Here is a 20,135-nt window from a genome sequence, read left to right as displayed (position 1 = left end):
CGTGGCAACGGCCGGGCACACGCGTCCGGCCCGGCGGGCGGCGCACCGTCGGCGCACGGGCGCACGGATCGGCACGCGCGCCTGCGCCGGTTGTCGTACCCACCGGTTACCGTCGAGGTCCGCAGCCCGTACGCCCGAGAGGAGGAGCCCCCGTGGCACCCCGGATCGCCCTCGTCCCCGACCCGCACGGCCCCGGCGGCCGGCTGCTCCCCCTCGACGACGCCGGGGCCCCGCTCGGGCCGCCCGCCGCCGTGGCGGACCTCGCGGCCGCCGTCGCCGAGCGGGAGGCCGCCGAGCACCCGCGCTGGGTCTGGGCGGCCGCCGACAGCGCCTACGCGCCGCTGCTCCCCCGGCTGCCCGACCGGCTCGCCCGCTGCCACGACCTCCGGCTGACCGAGGCCCTGCTGCTGGCGTACGAGGGCCGGTTCGGCGCGCCCCGCTCGCTCGGCGCCGCCTGGGCCCGGCTGAACGGGCGGCCCGTCCCGGCCGACCTGCCCGAGCCCGGCTCCGCCGACTCCGGGGACGGCCAGGACACCCTGTTCGCCCCCGACCGGCTGCAACTCCCGCCCGGGGCCGACGCGCTGGCCGCCGTGGCGGCCGTCCACGCCGAACAGCAGCGCCGGCTCGCCGCGATCGCCGAGCCGGGTGACCGCGCCCGGTTCCGGCTGCTGGTCGCCGCCGAGTCGGCCGGCGCGCTGGTGGCCGCCGAGATGGCGCACGACGGCCTGCCCTGGCGCACCGACGTCCACGACCGGCTGCTCACCGAGCTGCTCGGCCCCCGTCCGACCGTCCCCGGCACCCAGCCCAGGCTGCTCGCCGAGCTGGCCGTCGAGCTCCAGGAGGCCCTCGGCGGCAGGCCGTTCAACCCCGACTCGCACAGCCAGGTGCTGCGCGCCTTCGCCGACCGGGGCGTCCAGCTCGGATCCACCCGGTCCTGGGAGCTGAAGGCGGTGGACCACCCGGCCGCCGCGCTGATGATCCGTTACAAGGAGCTCTCCCGGATCCACGCCGCGCACGGCTGGGCCTGGCAGGACGCCTGGGCCCGCGGCGGCCGGTTCCGCCCCGAGTACGTGGTCGGCGGCGTGGTCTCGGGCCGCTGGGCCAGCCGGGGCGGCGGCGCGCTGCAGATCCCGCGCATCCTGCGCCGCGCCGTGGTGGCCGACCCGGGCTGGCTGCTGGTCGTCGCCGACGCCGCCCAGCTGGAGCCCCGCGTCCTGGCCGCGCTCTCCCAGGACGCCGGCCTGGCCCGCACCGCCGCCGGCGGGGACCTCTACGAGGCGCTGGCCGCCTCCGCCTTCCAGGGGGACCGCGACAAGGCCAAGCTCGGTCTGCTCGGCGCCATGTACGGCCAGACCAGCGGGGACATCGGCGTGCTCCTCGCCACCCTGCGCCGGCGCTACCCGGCCGCGATGGGCTACGTCGAGGCGGCCGCCCGGACCGGCGAGGACGGCGGTGTGGTCGCCTCCCGGCTCGGCCGGGCCTGCCCGCCGCCCTCGGCCGACTGGCTCGACCTCACCGAGGCGCCGGAGACGGCCGGGGAGGCCGGCGGCCGCTCGGCGAGGGCCCGGGGCCGCTTCACCCGCAACTTCGTGATCCAGGCCAGTGCGGCCGACTGGGCGCTCGCCCTGCTCGCGGCACTGCGCCGCCGGCTGAACGCGCTGCCCGCCACCGGCCCGGACGACCGGCCGCACCTGGTGTTCTTCCAGCACGACGAGGTGGTGGTGCACACCCCGGCGAACCTCGCCGACGAGGTGGCCGCCGCCGTCGCCGAGTCCGCCGACGAGGCCCGCCGGCTGGTCTTCGGGGACACCCCGGTCCGGTTCCCGCTCACCACCGCCGTGGTGGACTGCTACGCCGACGCCAAGTAGCCGGGGCCCGGACCGCGCGCCCAGGACCGGCCGCGCACCGGCGCCAGCCGCGCGGGCCGCCCGCTACAGCTTGCGGAACGCCCGCGCCTCCTCGGCCGCCGCGGCCACCTCGGTGACGCCCGCCCCGGTGGAGGCCGTCACCGCGGCCGCGACCGCGCCCTCCACGAACGGGGCGTCCACCAGCACCACCCCAGGCCGCGGCTCGTCCTCCAGCAGCGTGACGGCGGTCAGCACCGAGCTGCCGAGGTCGGCCAGCACCACCACGCCCGCCCCGCCGTCCGCCTCCGTGACGGCCCGGGCGATCAGGTCGTAGCTGGTCCCGAGCCCGCCGTCCTCCGTCCCGGCCGCCACCACCACCCGCACCGCACCGGAGGCGAGTTCCGCCAGCAGCTCCCGCAGCCCGGCGGCGAGCTGTGCGCTGTGCGAGACCAGGACGATGCCCACGTAGTCGCTCATACCGCCGACCCTACGACCGCCCCGGCGCTCCGCGGGAGGGGGCCGGCCGGCCCCGCGTGTCGTACCGCGGGCCGCCCGGGGGCGTGTCGCACCCCGTGCCGGCCACCCCCGTCTGGCGTAGCGTCGGGTCAGCACCGTCTGCCGAGGGAGCGAAGCGCCGTGAAGAAGCTGATCAACACCCCGGAGAGCGTCCTGGAGGACGCCCTGGCCGGAATCGCCGCCGCCCACCGGGAGTTGACGGTGGACATCGCGCATCGGGTGATCACCCGCGCGGTCCGCCCGGCGGCGTCGAAGGTCGCCCTGGTCTCCGGCGGCGGCTCCGGCCACGAACCGCTGCACGGCGGGTTCGTCGGCCCGGGGATGCTGGACGCCGCCTGCCCCGGCGAGGTCTTCACCTCCCCGGTGCCGGACCAGATGCTGGCCGCCGCCAAGGCCGTCGACTCCGGCGCCGGGGTGGTCTTCGTCGTCAAGAACTACACCGGCGACGTGATGAACTTCGCGCTGGCCGCCGAGCTCGCCACCGAGGAGGGCATCGAGGTCCGCACGGTGCTGGTCGACGACGACGTCGCGGTCGAGGACTCGACCTGGACGGCCGGCCGCCGGGGCACCGGCGCGACGGTGGTGGTGGAGAAGATCGCCGGCGCGCTGGCCGAGCGCGGCGCCGCGCTGGAGGAGGTCACCGCCATGGGCGCCCGGGTCAACGCGGCCTCCCGGTCGTTCGCGATCGCGCTGACCGCCGCGACCACCCCGGCCGCCGGCAAGCCCGGCTTCGACCTGCCGGAGGACGAGATCGAGGTCGGCGTCGGCATCCACGGCGAGCCCGGCCGCCGCCGCGAGAAGCTCCGTCCGGCCCGTGAGCTCGCCGCCGAGGTGGTCGAGACCGTGCTCGCCGACCACCACCTGAGCGCCGGCGACGAGGTGATCGCCCTGCTGAACGGCCTCGGCGGCACCCCGCTGCTGGAGCTGTACGTCGTCTTCGGCGAGGTCGCCGCCCGGCTCGCCGAGCGCGGCATCACGGTGGCCCGCAGCCTGGTCGGGAACTACGTGACCAGCCTGGACATGGCGGGCTTCTCGCTCACCCTGACCAAGGCCGACGCCCGGTTGCTGGAACTCTGGGACGCCCCGGTGGACACCCCCGCCCTCAAGCGGGCCTGACGGAGGAAGGACGGTCATGGACTTCGACACCGCACTGGCCGAGGCCTGGGTCCGCGCGATCGCGGCCGCGGTCGACGAGGAACAGGGGCGGCTCACCGAGCTGGACTCCGCGATCGGCGACGGCGACCACGGCAGCAACCTGCGGCGCGGCTTCACCGCCGTGCTCACCGCACTGGACTCGCTCGCCCCCGACAGCCCGGGGGCGGTCCTGAGCAAAACGGGCAGCACGCTGATCTCCAAGGTCGGCGGCGCCTCCGGCCCGCTGTACGGCAAGGCCTTCCGCGCGCTGGGCGCCGCACTGCCCGGGCCGGCCGACCCGGTCGCCTTCGGCGAGGCGCTGGCCGAGGGGCTGCGGGCGGTCCAGACCCTCGGCAAGGCGGAGCCGGGCGACAAGACCATCGTCGACGCCTACACCCCGGCGCTGGCCGCGTACGCCGAGGCGGTGGCGGCCGGCGCCGACCTGCCGCGGGCCGTCGGGGCCGCGGCGGACGCGGCCGAGCAGGGCGCGCTGGCCACCGTGCCGCTCCAGGCCCGCAAGGGCCGCGCCTCCTACCTGGGCCCGCGCAGCGTCGGCCACCAGGACCCGGGCGCCACCTCCACCGCCCTGCTCTTCCGCGCCCTGGCGGAGGTGGTCGGCGCGGAGTAGCCCCGGAGCGGCCCCGGCCCTACCGGTCCGTCCGGGAGATCAGCAGGAGCAGCGCGTCGTCGCGCAGCTCCCCGCCGGTGTGCTCCAGCAGGTCGGCGTAGACCCGGCCGACCGCCGCCTCCAGCTCCGTCGCGGAGCGGGCCGCGCCCCGGACCAGCGGGCCGACCCGCTCCGCCAGCGGGTAGAAGTCGCCGTGCTCGCGGTGCCGCGCCTCGATCACGCCATCGGTGCAGAGCACCAGCACGTCCTCGGGCCCGAACGGCTGCTCCCAGGTGGTCGGCTCGCCGACGGCCAGCCGGCCCAGGCCGAGCGGCACCCACGGGTCGGGCGCGTGCAGCACGTGCGCGCCGCCGTCGTGGTCCACCCGGATCGGCGGGACGTGCCCGTACTGCAGCAGCTGCATCACGCCCGGCACCCGGAACTCGGCGAACAGCGCGGTGGTGAACTCCCCGTCCGGGGCGTGCCGCTCGACGCTGGCCTCGATCCGCGCCGCGACCCCGCGCAGCCCGGCCTCGTCGTAGGCCGCCTCCCGGAACGAGCCGAGCACCACGGCGGCGGTCTGCACCGCGCCGAGCCCCTTGCCGCGGACGTCGCCGACCGCCACCCGGGTGCCGTGCGGGGTCTCCAGCACGGAGTAGAGGTCCCCGCCGATCCGGGAGGCGTCGGCGGCGGACACGTACCGCACGGCCAGGTGCAGCGGACCGACCACCGGTCCGGGCAGCCGCAGCAGCGCGCGCTGGGCGGCCTCCGCGACGGAGCTGACGGCCGCGAAGGCGGCGGCCCGCCGCATGCGGATCTTGGCCACCCAGGCGGAGAACACGGTGAGCAGCAGATAGCTGACCATCGCGCCGTAGAGGAAGCGCTCGTCGTTGACGTTGTCGACCTCGTCGTAGTGGCTGAGGCCGAAGACCGCGAACAGGCCGAGCAGGCAGACCATCAGCAGTTCGAGCGGCCGCAGGGTGAGCGCGGCGATGGTGGGGACGACCGTCATCAGCGGGGCGAGGTAGCGATCCTTGCCGGAGAGCAGGTCGGCCAGCCCGACCAGGACGATCGCGATCAGCGCGGGGCTCGCCCGGCGCCAGAGCGGTACGTCCTGGAGGTCGGCCGCCAGCAGCGCGCCGCGCCGCCGCTCCGGCGGCAGTCCCGTGGCGGTGGGGGCCGCGGGCGACTGGGCTCGGCGGATCGGGAACACCTCTCGAACATAACGGACGCTCATCGTCCGCACCCCCCGGGAGGCGGCCGCCCGGGACGCGCCCGCGCCACGCGGCGCGGATTCGGGCGCAGCGTGTCCGGGCGCATACGCTCTGCTGTCGGACCGCGTCCCCGATGCGATCCGCACCGCACCACCCCCTTCGGGGAATACCCCGCAGGGGTATGGTGTCATCAAGAGTGGGAGCCCGGGCGTACGCCCGCGGCCGAACAGACCTCCCGGAGGCCCCGATGTCCAGCACCATCACCTACACCGTGACCGGCATGAGCTGCGGCCACTGCGAGAGCTCGGTCAGCAAGGAGCTCACCGCGCTGGCCGGCGTCACCCAGGTGGCGGCCGACGCCAAGGCCGGCACCGTGACGGTCTCCTCCGCCGCCCCGCTCGACGACGACCAGGTCCGCGCGGCCGTCGACGAGGCCGGCTACGAGCTGGTCGGCCGGTCCGTCTGAGCCCCGCGGTGCGGCGGGGGCCGCTCGCCCCGGCCCCCGCCGTACGCCCTCCCCAAGGAGCTGATCAGCATGAGCACCGCCACCCCGGCCACCACCGCCGCCGGCCCGGGCGGCCCGCGTGACCAGGACGGCACCGCCCCGGTACGCGACCGCGTCGAGCTGTCGATCGGCGGGATGACCTGCGCAGCGTGCGCGGCCCGGATCGAGAAGAAGCTCAACCGGATGGAGGGCGTCGAGGCCACGGTCAACTACGCGACCGAGAAGGCCCGGATCGACTTCGGACCGGCGGTGAGCGTCGCCGACCTCATCAGCACCGTCGAGAACACCGGCTACACCGCCGAGCTCCCCGCACCGCCGGCCGTCGAACCGGCCGCCGCGCCCGCCGGGCCGGCCCCCGCCCCGGCGGAGCGCGCGGCCGACCCGCTGCTGGACCGGCTGCTGATCAGCGCCGTCCTCAGCGTGCCGGTGGTCATGCTGTCGATGATCCCGTCCCTGCAGTTCGCCAACTGGCAGTGGCTGGCCTTCGCCCTCACCGGCCCGGTCGTCGTCTACGGCGGGCTGCCGTTCCACCGGGCCGCCTGGACCAACCTGAAGCACGGCGCCGCGACCATGGACACCCTGGTCTCGCTCGGCACGCTGGCCGCCTTCGGCTGGTCGTGCTGGGCCCTGTTCTGGGGCCGGGCCGGGATGCCGGGCATGCGCCACGAGTTCTCGCTGTCGATCGGCGCCACCGACGCCTCCTCCACCCTGTACCTGGAGACGGCCGCCGCGGTCACCGTGCTGATCCTCTTCGGCCGCTACCTGGAGGCCCGCTCCAAGCGCCGCGCCGGCGCCGCGCTGCACGCCCTGCTCGGGCTGGGCGCCAAGGACGTGGCGGTGCTGCGCGGCGGCGTCGAGGTCCGGCTGCCGGTGGACCGGCTGACCCCCGGGATGCGGTTCGTGGTGCGTCCGGGGGAGAAGATCGCGACGGACGGCACCGTCGTCGAGGGCTCCTCCGCGGTGGACGCCTCGATGCTCACCGGCGAGTCCGTCCCGGTCGAGGTCACCGTCGGCGACACCGTCACCGGCGCCACCCTCAACGCCGGCGGCCGCCTCGTCGTCGAAGCCACCCACGTCGGCGCCGACACCCAACTCGCCCGCATCGCCACCCTCGTCGAAGACGCCCAGAACGGCAAAGCCGCTGCCCAACGCCTCGCCGACCGCATCTCCGCCGTCTTCGTCCCCACCGTCATCCTGCTCGCCCTCACCACCCTCACCACCTGGCTCCTCACCACCGACAACCCCACCCAGGCCTTCACCGCCGCCGTCGCCGTCCTGATCATCGCCTGCCCCTGCGCCCTCGGCCTCGCCACCCCCACCGCCCTCATGGTCGGCACCGGACGCGGCGCCCAACTCGGCATCCTCATCAAAGGCCCCGAAGTCCTCGAAACCACCCGCCGCGTCGACACCGTCGTCCTCGACAAGACCGGCACCGTCACCACCGGCCGCATGACCCTCCTCGCCGTCCACACCACCCACGACACCACCGAAACCGACGTCCTACGCCTGGCCGGCGCCCTCGAACACGCCTCCGAACACCCCATCGCCACCGCCATCACCACCGCCGCCACCCAACGCCTCGGCACCCTCCCCCCCGTCCATGACTTCCACAACCTCCCCGGCCTCGGCGTCCACGGCACCGTCGAAGGCCACCACGTCACCGCCGGCCGCCACACCCACCCCGACCACCACCCCCTGCCCCCCGCCCTCGCCGCCGCCCGAACCGCCGCCGAGACCGCCGGACGCACCACCGTCACCATCACCTGGGACAACACCCCCCGCGCCGTCCTCGAAATCGCCGACGCCGTCAAACCCACCAGCGCCCACGCCATCACCCGACTACGCGCCCTCGGCCTACGCCCCATCCTCCTCACCGGCGACAACACCACCGCCGCCCACACCGTCGCCGCCGAGATCGGCATCGACCCCACCGACGTCATCGCCGAAGTCCTCCCCCAGGACAAGGTCGACGCCATCCGCGCCCTCCAACACCAGGGCCACACCGTCGCCATGATCGGCGACGGCGTCAACGACGCCGCCGCCCTCGCCACCGCCGACCTCGGCCTCGCCCTCGGCACCGGCACCGACGCCGCCATCCAGGCCGCCGACCTCACCCTCGTCAGCGGCGACCTCACCGCCGCCCCCGACGCCATCCGCCTCGCCCGCACCACCCTCACCACCATCAAGGGCAACCTCGCCTGGGCCTTCGGCTACAACCTCGCCGCCCTCCCCCTCGCCGCCACCGGCCTCCTGAACCCCATGATCGCCGGCGCCACCATGGCCTTCTCCTCCGTCTTCGTGGTCACCAACAGCCTCCGGCTGCGCCGGTTCCAGCCCGCCGACCGGCCCTGAGACCGCGCCCCCGCAACGCCGAGGGGCCCGCCACCGCGCGTGCGGTGGCGGGCCCCTCGGCGTCTCCCGGAGCGGTCAGCGCCCGAGCAGCTCGCCGCCGTTGCAGTGCATGATCTCGCCGGTGATGAAGCCGGCCTCCGCCGAGGCCAGGAAGTAGACCGCCGCGGCCACCTCGCCCGCCTCGCCGATCCGGCCGAGCAGCGTCCGGGCCGCCCGGCGGGACACCTCGGCCTCGTCCAGCCGGGGGCCGAAGAACTCGGTGCCCGCCACGGTGCCCGGGGCGACGATGTTGGCCGTGATCCCCGAGGTGCCGAGCTGCGCGGCCAGGAAGTGGTTCCAGGCGTGCAGCGAGGCCTTGGCGGCCCCGTACGAGCCGGCGCCGCTCAGGGCGGCGATCGAGCTGACCGTGACCACCCGGCCCGAGCCCGGGGTGAGCCGGTCGCGGATGGACTCGGTCAGCAGCACCACGGTCAGCACATTGCGCTCGAAGTCGCCGCGCCAGCGGGCCAGCAGGGCGTGCGGCCCGCCACCGATCACGGTCTCCCGGCTGCCGGCGTTGTTCACCAGCACGTCGATCCGCTCCGGCAGTTCACCCAGCGCAGCCTCGACGTCGTCGGGGTCGGCGAGGTCGCGGACCAGTGGGGTGACGTTCGGTCCGAGGTCGGCCGCGGCCCGTTCGAGCACCGCCCGCCGACGGCCGACGATCACCACCCGTTCGCCCGCCTCGGCGAACCGCCGCGCCACTTCGTACCCGATACCCGTGCCACCACCGGTGACGACGACGTTCCTGGCCATCTGCGCACTCCCTCCCCAGTTCCGCCGCCACGCTGCGAGGGTGCGGGGCGGTCCGTACCGGAATGCCACGATTCCTATCACGCTCGGTTGCCGTGACTGCGGGGAGGGTGACGTAGCCGCCGCCGGGAGGTGTGATATGGGCGGGCCACAGCCCGCACACGGAGCGTGGCGAGAGGCAGCTCACACCCCCCGGGCGTAACTTCTCGCACCCTGATACGTCTTAGGTTGGTAGTGCGGCAGTTTTTCGGTGGGCGGAGACGTGGCGAACGGCATCACGTCGCCGCACGGCCACCACTGCCGCCGACGGGGCTCCGGCGGGCCCCGGGACGGTCGCCGACGGTTGGCGGCCTTCGCGCACGACGCCGGGGTGTGGCGGGTCTGGGACGCTTTGAGCGGCCGTCCCCGGCTGCGGCCGCCCCGGAGTCGTGCGCTGTACCTCTCCCACCCTCGTGCGGGACGGTGAAGGGCCCGGCCGCGTGAAGCGGCCGGGCCCTTTCAGGTCCTGCGTCAGCGGGCTTCGAGGCCCACGTAGTCGCGGATCGCGGTGCCGGTGTAGATCTGGCGCGGACGGCCGATCCGGCTGGTCGGGTCGTTGATCATCTCGTGCCAGTGGGCGATCCAGCCCGGCAGCCGGCCGAGGGCGAACAGCACGGTGAACATGCTGGTCGGGAAGCCCATGGCGCGGTAGATCAGGCCGGTGTAGAAGTCCACGTTCGGGTAGAGCTTGCGCGAGACGAAGAAGTCGTCCTGGAGCGCGTGCTCCTCCAGCTTGAGCGCGATGTCGAGCAGCTCGTCGGACTTGCCGAGCTGGCCGAGCACCTCGTGCGCCAGCAGCTTGACCTGCGCGGCGCGCGGGTCGAACGCCTTGTACACGCGGTGGCCGAAGCCCATCAGCTTGACGCCGTCCTCGCGGTTCTTCACCTTGCGAATGAACGCGTCGACGTCGCCGCCGTCCTTCTGGATGCTCTCCAGCATCTCCAGCACGGCCTGGTTCGCGCCGCCGTGCAGCGGGCCCCAGAGCGCCGAGATGCCGGCCGAGATCGAGGCGAACTGGTTCGCGTGGCTGGAACCCACCAGGCGGACGGTGGAGGTCGAGCAGTTCTGCTCGTGGTCCGCGTGCAGGATCAGCAGCTTGTCCAGCGCATTCACGACGACCGGGTTGAGCTCGTAGTCCTCGGCGGGGACGGCGAAGGTCATCCGCAGGAAGTTCTCGACGTAGCTCAGGTCGTTGCGCGGGTAGACGAACGGCTGGCCGACCGACTTCTTGTACGCGTAGGCCGCGATCGTCGGCAGCTTCGCCAGCAGGCGGACCGTCGACAGGTGGCGCTGGGCGGCGTCGAAGGGGTTGTGGCTGTCCTGGTAGAAGGTGGACAGCGCGCCGACGACCGAGGACAGCATCGCCATCGGGTGGGCGTCGCGCGGGAAGCCCTGGTAGAAGCGCTTGACGTCCTCGTGCAGCAGGGTGTGCTGGGTGATCTCGCGGTTGAACTCCGACAGCTGGTCCGCGGTCGGCAGCTCACCGTTGATCAGGAGGTACGCGGTCTCGATGAAGCTGCCCTGCTCGGCGAGCTGCTCGATCGGGTAGCCGCGGTACCGCAGGATGCCGTTGTCACCGTCCACGAAGGTGATCGCGGACTTGTACGCGGCGGTGTTACCGAAGCCGTTGTCCAGGGTGACCAGGCCGGTCTGCGGGAGCAGCTTCGAGATGTCGAAGCCGGCGTTGCCCGCAGTGCTCTCGACGACGGGGTACTCGTACTCGCCGTCCTGGTACCGCAGTACTACCGAGTTGTCGCTCACGTCTTCCTCACCGACGAAATGAATCCTCTTCCAAGGTGCCCTGACTGTCTCTACCATCCCCCATCTGGCGGACAGCCGCGCACCCGGGGTGGCCCGAAAGGGACCGCCCCTACAAAACCTGCCGCCGCAGCCGGTACGAACCGGACAAGATCGGCACCACTCCAGGCTCTGCCGTAAATCTCTTCACGTCAAGAGAACAATAGAGGCAACCATCCATTGGAGAATCATCCAGTCGCCAGCCGATGATCCAGCGCGGCGTGCCTCCTACCTGCGCTGACGGTGCGAACGGCCTGTCCGATCGCCTTCCGTGACCCCACCAGCACTACGAGTTTCCGCGCCCTGGTCACGGCGGTGTAGAGCAGGTTCCGCTGGAGCATCGTCCAGGCGGACGTGGTGACCGGAATCACCACCACTGGGTACTCGCTCCCCTGCGACCGGTGGATCGTCACCGCGTACGCGTGCGCCAACTCGTCCAGCTCGTCGAAGTCGTACGGCACCTCCTCGTCCTCGTCGGTGACCACCGTCAACCGCTGGTCGTCCACGCTCAGTGAGGTCACCACTCCCACCGTGCCGTTGAAGACCCCGTTGCGCCCCTTGTCGTAGTTGTTGCGGATCTGGGTGACCTTGTCCCCCACCCGGAACGTCCGGCCGCCGAACCGGCGCTCCGCCAGCCCCTCCCGGGCCGGCGTCACCGCCGCCTGCAGCAGCGTGTTCAGGTTCCCCGCGCCCGCCGGCCCCCGGTGCATCGGCGCCAGCACCTGGACGTCCCGGCGCGCGTCGTACCCGAAGCGCTGCGGGATCCGCCGCGCCACCACGTCCACCGTCAGCCCGGCCGCCTGCTCGGCGTCGTCCTCCACGAACAGGAAGAAGTCCGGCAGGCCCTCCGTCAACGGCGGCAGGCCCTCGTTGATCCGGTGCGCGTTGGTCACCACGCCCGACTGCGCCGCCTGCCGGAAGATCCTGGTCAGCCGCACCGAGGGGATCGGGCCGCCGTCGGCCAGCAGGTCCCGCAGCACCTCGCCGGCGCCCACCGACGGCAGCTGGTCCACGTCCCCCACGAACAGCAGGTGCGCTCCCGGCGCCACCGCCTTGACCAGCTTGTTCGCCAGGATGAGGTCCAGCATCGAGGCCTCGTCGACCACCACCAGGTCGGCGTCCAGCGGGCGGTCCCGGTCGTAGGCCGCGTCCCCGCCCGGCCTCAGCTCCAGCAGCCGGTGCACCGTCGAGGCCTCCACCCCGGTCAGCTCCGCCAGCCGCTTCGCCGCCCGGCCGGTCGGCGCCGCCAGGACGACCTTCGCCCGCTTCGCCAGCGCCAGCGTCACGATCGACTTCACCGTGAACGACTTGCCGCAGCCCGGACCGCCCGTCAGCACCGCCACCTTCTCCGTCAGGGCCAACCGCACCGACTGCTCCTGCTCCGGAGCCAGCTCCGCCCCCGTCCGCTTCGCCAGCCAGCCGAGCGCCGCCGGCCAGTCCACGTCCGCGAACCACGGCATCCGGTCCGACTCCGAACGCAGCAGCCGCAACAGCTGGTTGGCCAGCGAGATCTCGGCCCGGTGGAAGGGCACCAGGTACACGGCGGTGATCGGCTCCCCCGCCTCCCCCGGCACCGCTTCGCGCACCACCCCCTCCGCGGCCACCAGCTCCGCCAGACAGTCGATCACCAGCCCGATGTCCACCTGGAGCAGCTTCACCCCGTCCGCGATCAGCCGTTCCTCGGGCAGGTAGCAGTGCCCCTGGTCGCTGCTCTGCGACAGCGCGTACTGCAGGCCCGCCTTCACCCGCTCCGGACTGTCGTGCGGGATGCCCACCGCCTGCGCGATCCGGTCCGCCGTCAGGAAGCCGATGCCCCAGACGTCCGACGCCAGCCGGTACGGCTCGTTCTTGACCACCCCGATCGAGCCGTCCCCGTACTGCTTGTAGATCCGCACCGCGAGCGACGTCGACACGCCGACCCCCTGCAGGAAGACCATCACCTCCTTGATGGACTTCTGCTCCTCCCAGGCCGCCGCGATCTTCTTGGTGCGCTTCGGCCCGAGCCCCGGCACCTCGATCAACCGGCCCGGCTCGTTCTCGATCACCTCCAGGGTGTCCACCCCGAACCGCTCCACGATCCGCTCCGCGAACCGCGGCCCGATCCCCTTGATGAGCCCCGAGCCGAGGTAGCGCTGGATGCCCTGGATCGTCGCGGGCAGCACCGTCGTGTAGTTCTCCACCACGAACTGCTTGCCGTACTGCGGGTGCGACCCCCACCGCCCGTGCAGCCGCAGCGACTCCCCCGGCTGTGCCCCCAGCAGCGCGCCCACCACCGTCAGCAGGTCGTTCGCACCGCGCCCGGTGTCCACCCGGGCGACGGTGTAGCCCGTCTCCTCGTTGGCATAGGTGATCCGCTCCAGCACGCCCTCGACCTGAGCGAGCTGGCGCGGCAGCGGCGGCTGGTCCGCCTGCGCCTGCCTGGCCACCGGGCCCCCCTTATCCGTGCGGGTGCAGTTTCGCTACGCACCGTACCGCCCGGGTGCGACACCGGGCGTCCTGATGCCAGGCTGGAGGGCAGCGGGGGGCGCCGACACCGCCCGTGCCCCGCCGCGACGGGCCCGTTCAAGGAGCACCGCCACCATGCTCAGCACCGCCTTCACCCCCGGCTCCCCGAACTGGCTCGACCTCGCCAGCCCGGACATCGCCGCGTCCGCGGTCTTCTACAACACCGTGTTCGGCTGGACCTTCGCCACGGCGGGGCCCGAAGGGGGCGGCTACGGCTTCTTCCAGCAGGACGGCCGCACGGTCGCCGCCCTCGGACCGCTCAACGAGAACGCGGACCGCCCCGGCTGGACGATCTACTTCAACACCCCCGACGCCGACCGGACCACCGCGCTCGTCGAAGCCGGCGGCGGCACCGTCCGCTTCGCCCCGTTCGACGTCTTCAACAGCGGCCGGATGGCCGGTTACCGCGACCCCACCGGCGCCGAGTTCGCCGTCTGGCAGCCGCACGCCACCCGCGGCCTGGACACCGTCACCGATCAGGGCACCTTCTGCTGGGCCGAGTGCTACAGCGTCGACGCCGACGCGGCCAAGGAGTTCTACCGCGGCGTCTTCGGCTGGCAGGAGCAGGACGTCCCGCTCGGCGAGGTGACGTACACCGTCCTCACCCCGGCCGGCGGCGGTACCGACGACGCCCACGGCGGCATCATGCAGCTCGGCCCCGAGCAGACGGCCGCGGGCACCGGCTCGCACTGGCTCCCCTACTTCGAGGTCGCCAACGTGGACGCCGCCCTCGCCCTCGCCGGCCAGCTGGGCGCGACCGTCCGCATCCCCGCGATGGACGTGCACGGTGTCGGCCGACTGGCCCAGCTCCTCGACCCGCACGGGGCGGTCTTCGCCGTCATCACCAGCGCGCTGCCCGGCGAGTGACGCCGGATCACCTCGCCGCTCCACGCCTCGGGCACACCCGGGCGGCCCCCTCGGCGGCCTCTCGGCGGCCTCTGACGGGCCCAGGCGGGCCCCGCGGGCGCGCGGGGCGGGCAGAGAACGGACCCGAGCCCCGGACGGGCCCTCCGCGCCCCAGGGGCTCGCCTAGGCTGTGATCATGAACGACCTGACGATCCGCCGCGCCACCGCCGACGACCTGCCGGCGATAGTGGCCATGCTCGCCGACGACCCCCTGGGCGCCGCCCGCGAGAGCCCCGACGACCTCTCCCCCTACCGGACGGCCTTCGCCCGGATCGACGCCGACCCGCACCAGCACCTCGTGGTCGCCGAGCGGGCCGGCCGGACCGTCGGAACGCTCCAGCTGACGGTGGTGCCCGGGCTCTCCCGCAAGGGCTCCACCCGCACCATCATCGAGGCCGTCCGGATCCACGCGGACGAGCGCGGCACCGGCCTCGGCACCGACCTGATCCGGTGGGCGATCGACCGCTCCCGCGAACTCGGCTCCGACCTCGTCCAGCTCACCTCGGACGCGACCCGGACCGACGCCCACCGCTTCTACGAGCGCCTCGGCTTCGTCCCCTCGCACCTCGGGTTCAAGCTCGCCCTGTAGTCCCCCGGCCCGGTTCCGCACCGCAATTCCACGTTTCCGGGTCTGCCCTGGAAACGCAAAGAACCCCCCGATCCGTATGGACCGGGGGGTTCTTTGGAATGATTGTTCGGCGGCGTCCTACTCTCCCACAGGGTCCCCCCTGCAGTACCATCGGCGCTGTGAGGCTTAGCTTCCGGGTTCGGAATGTAACCGGGCGTTTCCCTCACGCTATGACCACCGAAACACTATGAAACTTATCACCGCACCCACGACAGGCCATGTCATGGGGGTCGTTGTTTCAGAACAACACAGTGGACGCGAGCAACTGAGGACAAGCCCTCGGCCTATTAGTACCGGTCAACTCCACCCCTTACGAGGCTTCCATATCCGGCCTATCAACCCAGTCGTCTACTGGGAGCCTTACCCTCTCAAGGAGGTGGGAGTGCTCATCTCGAAGCAGGCTTCCCGCTTAGATGCTTTCAGCGGTTATCCCTCCCGAACGTAGCCAACCAGCCATGCCCTTGGCAGGACAACTGGCACACCAGAGGTTCGTCCGTCCCGGTCCTCTCGTACTAGGGACAGCCCTTCTCAACACTCCTACGCGCACAGCGGATAGGGACCGAACTGTCTCACGACGTTCTAAACCCAGCTCGCGTACCGCTTTAATGGGCGAACAGCCCAACCCTTGGGACCTACTCCAGCCCCAGGATGCGACGAGCCGACATCGAGGTGCCAAACCATCCCGTCGATATGGACTCTTGGGGAAGATCAGCCTGTTATCCCCGGGGTACCTTTTATCCGTTGAGCGACGGCGCTTCCACAAGCCACCGCCGGATCACTAGTCCCGACTTTCGTCCCTGCTCGACCCGTCAGTCTCACAGTCAAGCTCCCTTGTGCACTTACACTCAACACCTGATTGCCAACCAGGCTGAGGGAACCTTTGGGCGCCTCCGTTACTCTTTAGGAGGCAACCGCCCCAGTTAAACTACCCACCAGACACTGTCCCTGATCCGGATCACGGACCCAGGTTAGACATCCAGCACGACCAGAGTGGTATTTCAACGACGACTCCACAACAACTGGCGTTGCTGCTTCAAAGTCTCCCACCTATCCTACACAAGCCGAACCGAACACCAATATCAAGCTATAGTAAAGGTCCCGGGGTCTTTCCGTCCTGCTGCGCGAAACGAGCATCTTTACTCGTAATGCAATTTCACCGGGCCTATGGTTGAGACAGTCGAGAAGTCGTTACGCCATTCGTGCAGGTCGGAACTTACCCGACAAGGAATTTCGCTACCTTAGGATGGTTATAGTTACCACCGCCGTTTACTGGCGCTTAAGTTCTCAGCTTCGCCTGGACGAATCCAAGCTAACCGGTCCCCTTAACGTTCCAGCACCGGGCAGGCGTCAGTCCGTATACATCGCCTTACGGCTTCGCACGGACCTGTGTTTTTAGTAAACAGTCGCTTCTCGCTGGTCTCTGCGGCCACCCCCAGCTCAGAGTGCAAGACTCATCACCAGGAATGGCCCCCCTTCTCCCGAAGTTACGGGGGCATTTTGCCGAGTTCCTTAACCATAGTTCACCCGAACGCCTCGGTATTCTCTACCTGACCACCTGAGTCGGTTTGGGGTACGGGCCGCCATGAAACTCGCTAGAGGCTTTTCTCGACAGCATAGGATCATCCACTTCACCACAATCGGCTCGGCATCAGGTCTCAGACTATGTGAACGGCGGATTTGCCTACCGTTCGTCCTACACCCTTACCCCGGGACAACCACCGCCCGGGCTGGACTACCTTCCTGCGTCACCCCATCGCTCACCTACTACAGACTTGGGCCAGCGGCTCCACCACGTCCCTTCGTCCGAAGACTCCGGGCCGGCTTCACGGCTTTAGCATCACCTGGTTCGACGTTGGCGCTTCAAAGCGGGTACGGGAATATCAACCCGTTGTCCATCGACTACGCCTGTCGGCCTCGCCTTAGGTCCCGACTTACCCTGGGCAGATCAGCTTGACCCAGGAACCCTTGGTCAATCGGCGCAAGAGTTTCTCACTCTTGTATCGCTACTCATGCCTGCATTCTCACTCGTGTACCGTCCACGACTGGTTTCCACCGCCGCTTCACCCGGCACACGACGCTCCCCTACCCATCACAGCAGGCGTTGGCCCTATATGCTGCAATGACACGACTTCGGTGATGTGCTTGAGCCCCGCTACATTGTCGGCGCGGAATCACTTGACCAGTGAGCTATTACGCACTCTTTCAAGGGTGGCTGCTTCTAAGCCAACCTCCTGGTTGTCTCTGCGACTCCACATCCTTTCCCACTTAGCACACGCTTAGGGACCTTAGTCGGTGTTCTGGGCTGTTTCCCTCTCGACCATGGAGCTTATCCCCCACAGTCTCACTGCCACGCTCTCACTTACCGGCATTCGGAGTTTGGCTAAGGTCAGTAACCCGGTGAGGCCCATCGCCTATCCAGTGCTCTACCTCCGGCAAGAAACACGTGACGCTGCACCTAAATGCATTTCGGGGAGAACCAGCTATCACGGAGTTTGATTGGCCTTTCACCCCTAACCACAGGTCATCCCCCAGGTTTTCAACCCTGGTGGGTTCGGTCCTCCACGAAGTCTTACCTCCGCTTCAACCTGCCCATGGCTAGATCACTCCGCTTCGGGTCTTGGGCATGCAACTGTATCGCCCTATTCGGACTCGCTTTCGCTACGGCTACCCCACACGGGTTAACCTCGCTACACACCGCAAACTCGCAGGCTCATTCTTCAAAAGGCACGCAGTCACGGCTGGCAGGCAAGCCTGCCAACGACGCTCCCACGGCTTGTAGGCACACGGTTTCAGGTACTATTTCACTCCGCTCCCGCGGTACTTTTCACCATTCCCTCACGGTACTATCCGCTATCGGTCACCAGGGAATATTTAGGCTTAGCGGGTGGTCCCGCCAGATTCACACGGGATTTCTCGGGCCCCGTGCTACTTGGGTGTTCTCCAAACGAGCCGTACAGATTTCGTCTACGGGGGTCTTACCCTCTACGCCGGACCTTTCGCATGTCCTTCGACTACCCATACGGTTTCTGACTCGTCGACCGGCCGGCAGACCGATCAAGAAGAATCCCACGACCCCGCGATGGCAACCCCTGCCGGGTCTCACACCATCGCGGTTTAGCCTCATCCGGTTTCGCTCGCCACTACTCCCGGAATCACGGTTGTTTTCTCTTCCTGCGGGTACTGAGATGTTTCACTTCCCCGCGTTCCCTCCACATACCCTATGTGTTCAGGTATGGGTGACAGCCCATGACGACTGCCGGGTTTCCCCATTCGGAAACCCCCGGATCAAAGCCTGGTTGACGGCTCCCCGGGGACTATCGTGGCCTCCCACGTCCTTCATCGGTTCCTGGTGCCAAGGCATCCACCGTGCGCCCTTAAAAACTTGGCCACAGATGCTCGCGTCCACTGTGCAGTTCTCAAACAACGACCAGTCACCCACCATCGACAACCCATACAGGCTGCCTCAAGTGAGACCGGCATCTCTGAAGCAACGACCATACGGCCGTTCCCTCAGGACCCAACAACGTGCCCGACACACCCGATCAACAATCCGTCTTCCACGCCGAAGCAGTACTAGCGGATGCCAACCCAGTGTGCCGAATAGTCAACGTTCCACCCATGAGCGACCGTGCAGAACATTCGCCTGCAAGCGGCCATGTGCTCCTTAGAAAGGAGGTGATCCAGCCGCACCTTCCGGTACGGCTACCTTGTTACGACTTCGTCCCAATCGCTGGTCCCACCTTCGACGGCTCCTCCCCTTACGGGTTAGGCCACCGGCTTCGGGTGTTACCGACTTTCGTGACGTGACGGGCGGTGTGTACAAGGCCCGGGAACGTATTCACCGCAGCATGCTGATCTGCGATTACTAGCAACTCCAACTTCATGGGGTCGAGTTGCAGACCCCAATCCGAACTGAGGCCGGCTTTTTGGGATTCGCTCCGCCTCGCGGCATCGCAGCCCTTTGTACCGACCATTGTAGCACGTGTGCAGCCCAAGACATAAGGGGCATGATGATTTGACGTCGTCCCCACCTTCCTCCGAGTTGACCCCGGCAGTCTCCTGTGAGTCCCCATCACCCCGAAAGGCATGCTGGCAACACAGAACAAGGGTTGCGCTCGTTGCGGGACTTAACCCAACATCTCACGACACGAGCTGACGACAACCATGCACCACCTGTATACCGACCACAAGGGGGCGACTATCTCTAGCCGTTTCCGGTATATGTCAAGCCTTGGTAAGGTTCTTCGCGTTGCGTCGAATTAAGCCACATGCTCCGCTGCTTGTGCGGGCCCCCGTCAATTCCTTTGAGTTTTAGCCTTGCGGCCGTACTCCCCAGGCGGGGAACTTAATGCGTTAGCTGCGGCACCGACGACGTGGAATGTCGCCAACACCTAGTTCCCAACGTTTACGGCGTGGACTACCAGGGTATCTAATCCTGTTCGCTCCCCACGCTTTCGCTCCTCAGCGTCAGTAATGGCCCAGAGATCCGCCTTCGCCACCGGTGTTCCTCCTGATATCTGCGCATTTCACCGCTACACCAGGAATTCCGATCTCCCCTACCACACTCTAGCCTGCCCGTATCGAATGCAGACCCGGGGTTAAGCCCCGGGCTTTCACATCCGACGCGACAGGCCGCCTACGAGCTCTTTACGCCCAATAATTCCGGACAACGCTCGCACCCTACGTATTACCGCGGCTGCTGGCACGTAGTTAGCCGGTGCTTCTTCTGCAGGTACCGTCACTTGCGCTTCTTCCCTGCTGAAAGAGGTTTACAACCCGAAGGCCGTCATCCCTCACGCGGCGTCGCTGCATCAGGCTTTCGCCCATTGTGCAATATTCCCCACTGCTGCCTCCCGTAGGAGTCTGGGCCGTGTCTCAGTCCCAGTGTGGCCGGTCGCCCTCTCAGGCCGGCTACCCGTCGTCGCCTTGGTAGGCCATTACCCCACCAACAAGCTGATAGGCCGCGGGCTCATCCTGCACCGCCGGAGCTTTACACCCACCCCCATGCGGAGGAAGGTCATATCCGGTATTAGACCCCGTTTCCAGGGCTTGTCCCAGAGTGCAGGGCAGATTGCCCACGTGTTACTCACCCGTTCGCCACTGATCCACCCCGAAGGGCTTCACCGTTCGACTTGCATGTGTTAAGCACGCCGCCAGCGTTCGTCCTGAGCCAGGATCAAACTCTCCGTGAATGTCTGCCCGTAATCGAGCCGCACTCGCGTCGAGCGGCACGGCAACCACCGGAATAGGGCGGCCCCGCGCACTGCGTCCTCGCTAGTGTTTACTTCATAAA

General features: G+C 69.4%; 12 protein-coding genes and 3 rRNA genes. 7 read left to right on the top strand and 8 right to left on the bottom strand.

What is annotated here, in order from left to right; genetic code table 11:
- The first annotated feature begins 152 nt into the window (after positions 1–152).
- Positions 153–1,868: a bifunctional 3'-5' exonuclease/DNA polymerase gene (locus OG618_RS25800; RefSeq protein ID WP_329489913.1), complete on the top strand. Its 1,716-nt coding sequence runs from the start codon at positions 153–155 to the stop codon at positions 1,866–1,868.
- Between the two features lie 63 nt (positions 1,869–1,931).
- Here the strand turns inward: OG618_RS25800 and dhaM are convergent, their stop codons facing one another.
- The gene (gene dhaM / locus OG618_RS25795) at positions 1,932–2,324 is read right to left on the bottom strand and encodes a dihydroxyacetone kinase phosphoryl donor subunit DhaM (protein WP_329489912.1); all 393 of its coding nucleotides are present in this window, start codon (positions 2,322–2,324) and stop codon (positions 1,932–1,934) included.
- A gap of 159 nt (positions 2,325–2,483) precedes the next feature.
- Here dhaM and dhaK point away from each other — a divergent pair, with 159 nt between their 5' ends.
- Together dhaK and dhaL are read left to right on the top strand one after the other, a co-directional pair.
- On the top strand, positions 2,484–3,479 hold the full coding sequence (gene dhaK / locus OG618_RS25790; RefSeq protein WP_329489911.1) for a dihydroxyacetone kinase subunit DhaK: 996 nt from the start codon (positions 2,484–2,486) through the stop codon (positions 3,477–3,479).
- A 16-nt stretch (positions 3,480–3,495) separates the two neighbouring features.
- The gene (dhaL, locus tag OG618_RS25785; protein WP_329489910.1) at positions 3,496–4,125 is read left to right on the top strand and encodes a dihydroxyacetone kinase subunit DhaL; all 630 of its coding nucleotides are present in this window, start codon (positions 3,496–3,498) and stop codon (positions 4,123–4,125) included.
- A 19-nt stretch (positions 4,126–4,144) separates the two neighbouring features.
- On the opposite strand, the gene OG618_RS25780 is transcribed toward dhaL, so the two are convergent.
- A complete protein-coding gene (locus OG618_RS25780; RefSeq protein ID WP_329489909.1) occupies positions 4,145–5,317 on the bottom strand; it encodes a PP2C family protein-serine/threonine phosphatase in 1,173 nt (390 codons plus the stop codon).
- A 248-nt stretch (positions 5,318–5,565) separates the two neighbouring features.
- Between OG618_RS25780 and OG618_RS25775 the strand changes: the two genes are divergently transcribed.
- Together OG618_RS25775 and OG618_RS25770 are read left to right on the top strand one after the other, a co-directional pair.
- Positions 5,566–5,784 (top strand): heavy-metal-associated domain-containing protein, encoded by a 219-nt coding sequence (locus tag OG618_RS25775; RefSeq protein ID WP_329489908.1) that lies wholly within the window; start codon positions 5,566–5,568, stop codon positions 5,782–5,784.
- 69 nt (positions 5,785–5,853) lie between these two features.
- Positions 5,854–8,175 (top strand): heavy metal translocating P-type ATPase, encoded by a 2,322-nt coding sequence (locus OG618_RS25770; RefSeq protein ID WP_329489907.1) that lies wholly within the window; start codon positions 5,854–5,856, stop codon positions 8,173–8,175.
- 75 nt (positions 8,176–8,250) lie between these two features.
- On the opposite strand, the gene OG618_RS25765 is transcribed toward OG618_RS25770, so the two are convergent.
- The 3 genes from OG618_RS25765 to recD2 form a co-directional block, all read right to left on the bottom strand.
- Positions 8,251–8,970 (bottom strand): SDR family NAD(P)-dependent oxidoreductase, encoded by a 720-nt coding sequence (locus tag OG618_RS25765; protein ID WP_329489906.1) that lies wholly within the window; start codon positions 8,968–8,970, stop codon positions 8,251–8,253.
- 507 nt (positions 8,971–9,477) lie between these two features.
- Positions 9,478–10,767, bottom strand: a complete 1,290-nt coding sequence (locus tag OG618_RS25760; protein ID WP_329489905.1) for a citrate synthase — start codon at positions 10,765–10,767, stop codon at positions 9,478–9,480.
- A 224-nt stretch (positions 10,768–10,991) separates the two neighbouring features.
- Positions 10,992–13,229 (bottom strand): SF1B family DNA helicase RecD2, encoded by a 2,238-nt coding sequence (gene recD2 / locus OG618_RS25755; protein WP_329489904.1) that lies wholly within the window; start codon positions 13,227–13,229, stop codon positions 10,992–10,994.
- 154 nt (positions 13,230–13,383) lie between these two features.
- Between recD2 and OG618_RS25750 the strand changes: the two genes are divergently transcribed.
- The gene (locus OG618_RS25750; protein ID WP_329489903.1) at positions 13,384–14,175 is read left to right on the top strand and encodes a VOC family protein; all 792 of its coding nucleotides are present in this window, start codon (positions 13,384–13,386) and stop codon (positions 14,173–14,175) included.
- A 175-nt stretch (positions 14,176–14,350) separates the two neighbouring features.
- Complete coding sequence (locus OG618_RS25745) at positions 14,351–14,803, top strand: GNAT family N-acetyltransferase (RefSeq protein WP_329489902.1); 453 nt, start codon at positions 14,351–14,353, stop codon at positions 14,801–14,803.
- A 104-nt stretch (positions 14,804–14,907) separates the two neighbouring features.
- Here the strand turns inward: OG618_RS25745 and rrf are convergent.
- The 3 genes from rrf to OG618_RS25730 form a co-directional block, all read right to left on the bottom strand.
- A 5S ribosomal RNA gene (gene rrf / locus OG618_RS25740) occupies positions 14,908–15,024 on the bottom strand.
- An 85-nt stretch (positions 15,025–15,109) separates the two neighbouring features.
- A 23S ribosomal RNA gene (locus tag OG618_RS25735) occupies positions 15,110–18,230 on the bottom strand.
- 280 nt (positions 18,231–18,510) lie between these two features.
- Positions 18,511–20,034: ribosomal RNA gene (locus tag OG618_RS25730) — 16S ribosomal RNA — on the bottom strand.
- The 16S, 23S and 5S rRNA genes sit together here, the layout of an rRNA operon.
- Positions 20,035–20,135: the final 101 nt, after the last annotated feature.

Origin of the sequence: Kitasatospora sp. NBC_01246, from assembly GCF_036226505.1 — a bacterium.
Classification (GTDB): Bacteria; Actinomycetota; Actinomycetes; order Streptomycetales; family Streptomycetaceae; genus Kitasatospora.
Note: the sequence above shows the minus strand (reverse complement) of the source record. Positions and strands in the feature narration are given on the sequence as shown.

Bases quoted from the DNA above. Each gene is read 5' to 3' on its own strand.
- OG618_RS25770 (WP_329489907.1), top strand. From the start codon at position 5,854: ATGAGCACCGCCACCCCGGCCACCACCGCCGCCGGCCCGGGCGGCCCG.
- OG618_RS25765 (WP_329489906.1), bottom strand. From the start codon at position 8,970: ATGGCCAGGAACGTCGTCGTCACCGGTGGTGGCACGGGTATCGGGTAC.
- dhaM (WP_329489912.1), bottom strand. From the start codon at position 2,324: ATGAGCGACTACGTGGGCATCGTCCTGGTCTCGCACAGCGCACAGCTC.
- OG618_RS25750 (WP_329489903.1), top strand. From the start codon at position 13,384: ATGCTCAGCACCGCCTTCACCCCCGGCTCCCCGAACTGGCTCGACCTC.
- OG618_RS25775 (WP_329489908.1), top strand. From the start codon at position 5,566: ATGTCCAGCACCATCACCTACACCGTGACCGGCATGAGCTGCGGCCAC.
- dhaL (WP_329489910.1), top strand. From the start codon at position 3,496: ATGGACTTCGACACCGCACTGGCCGAGGCCTGGGTCCGCGCGATCGCG.
- OG618_RS25745 (WP_329489902.1), top strand. From the start codon at position 14,351: ATGAACGACCTGACGATCCGCCGCGCCACCGCCGACGACCTGCCGGCG.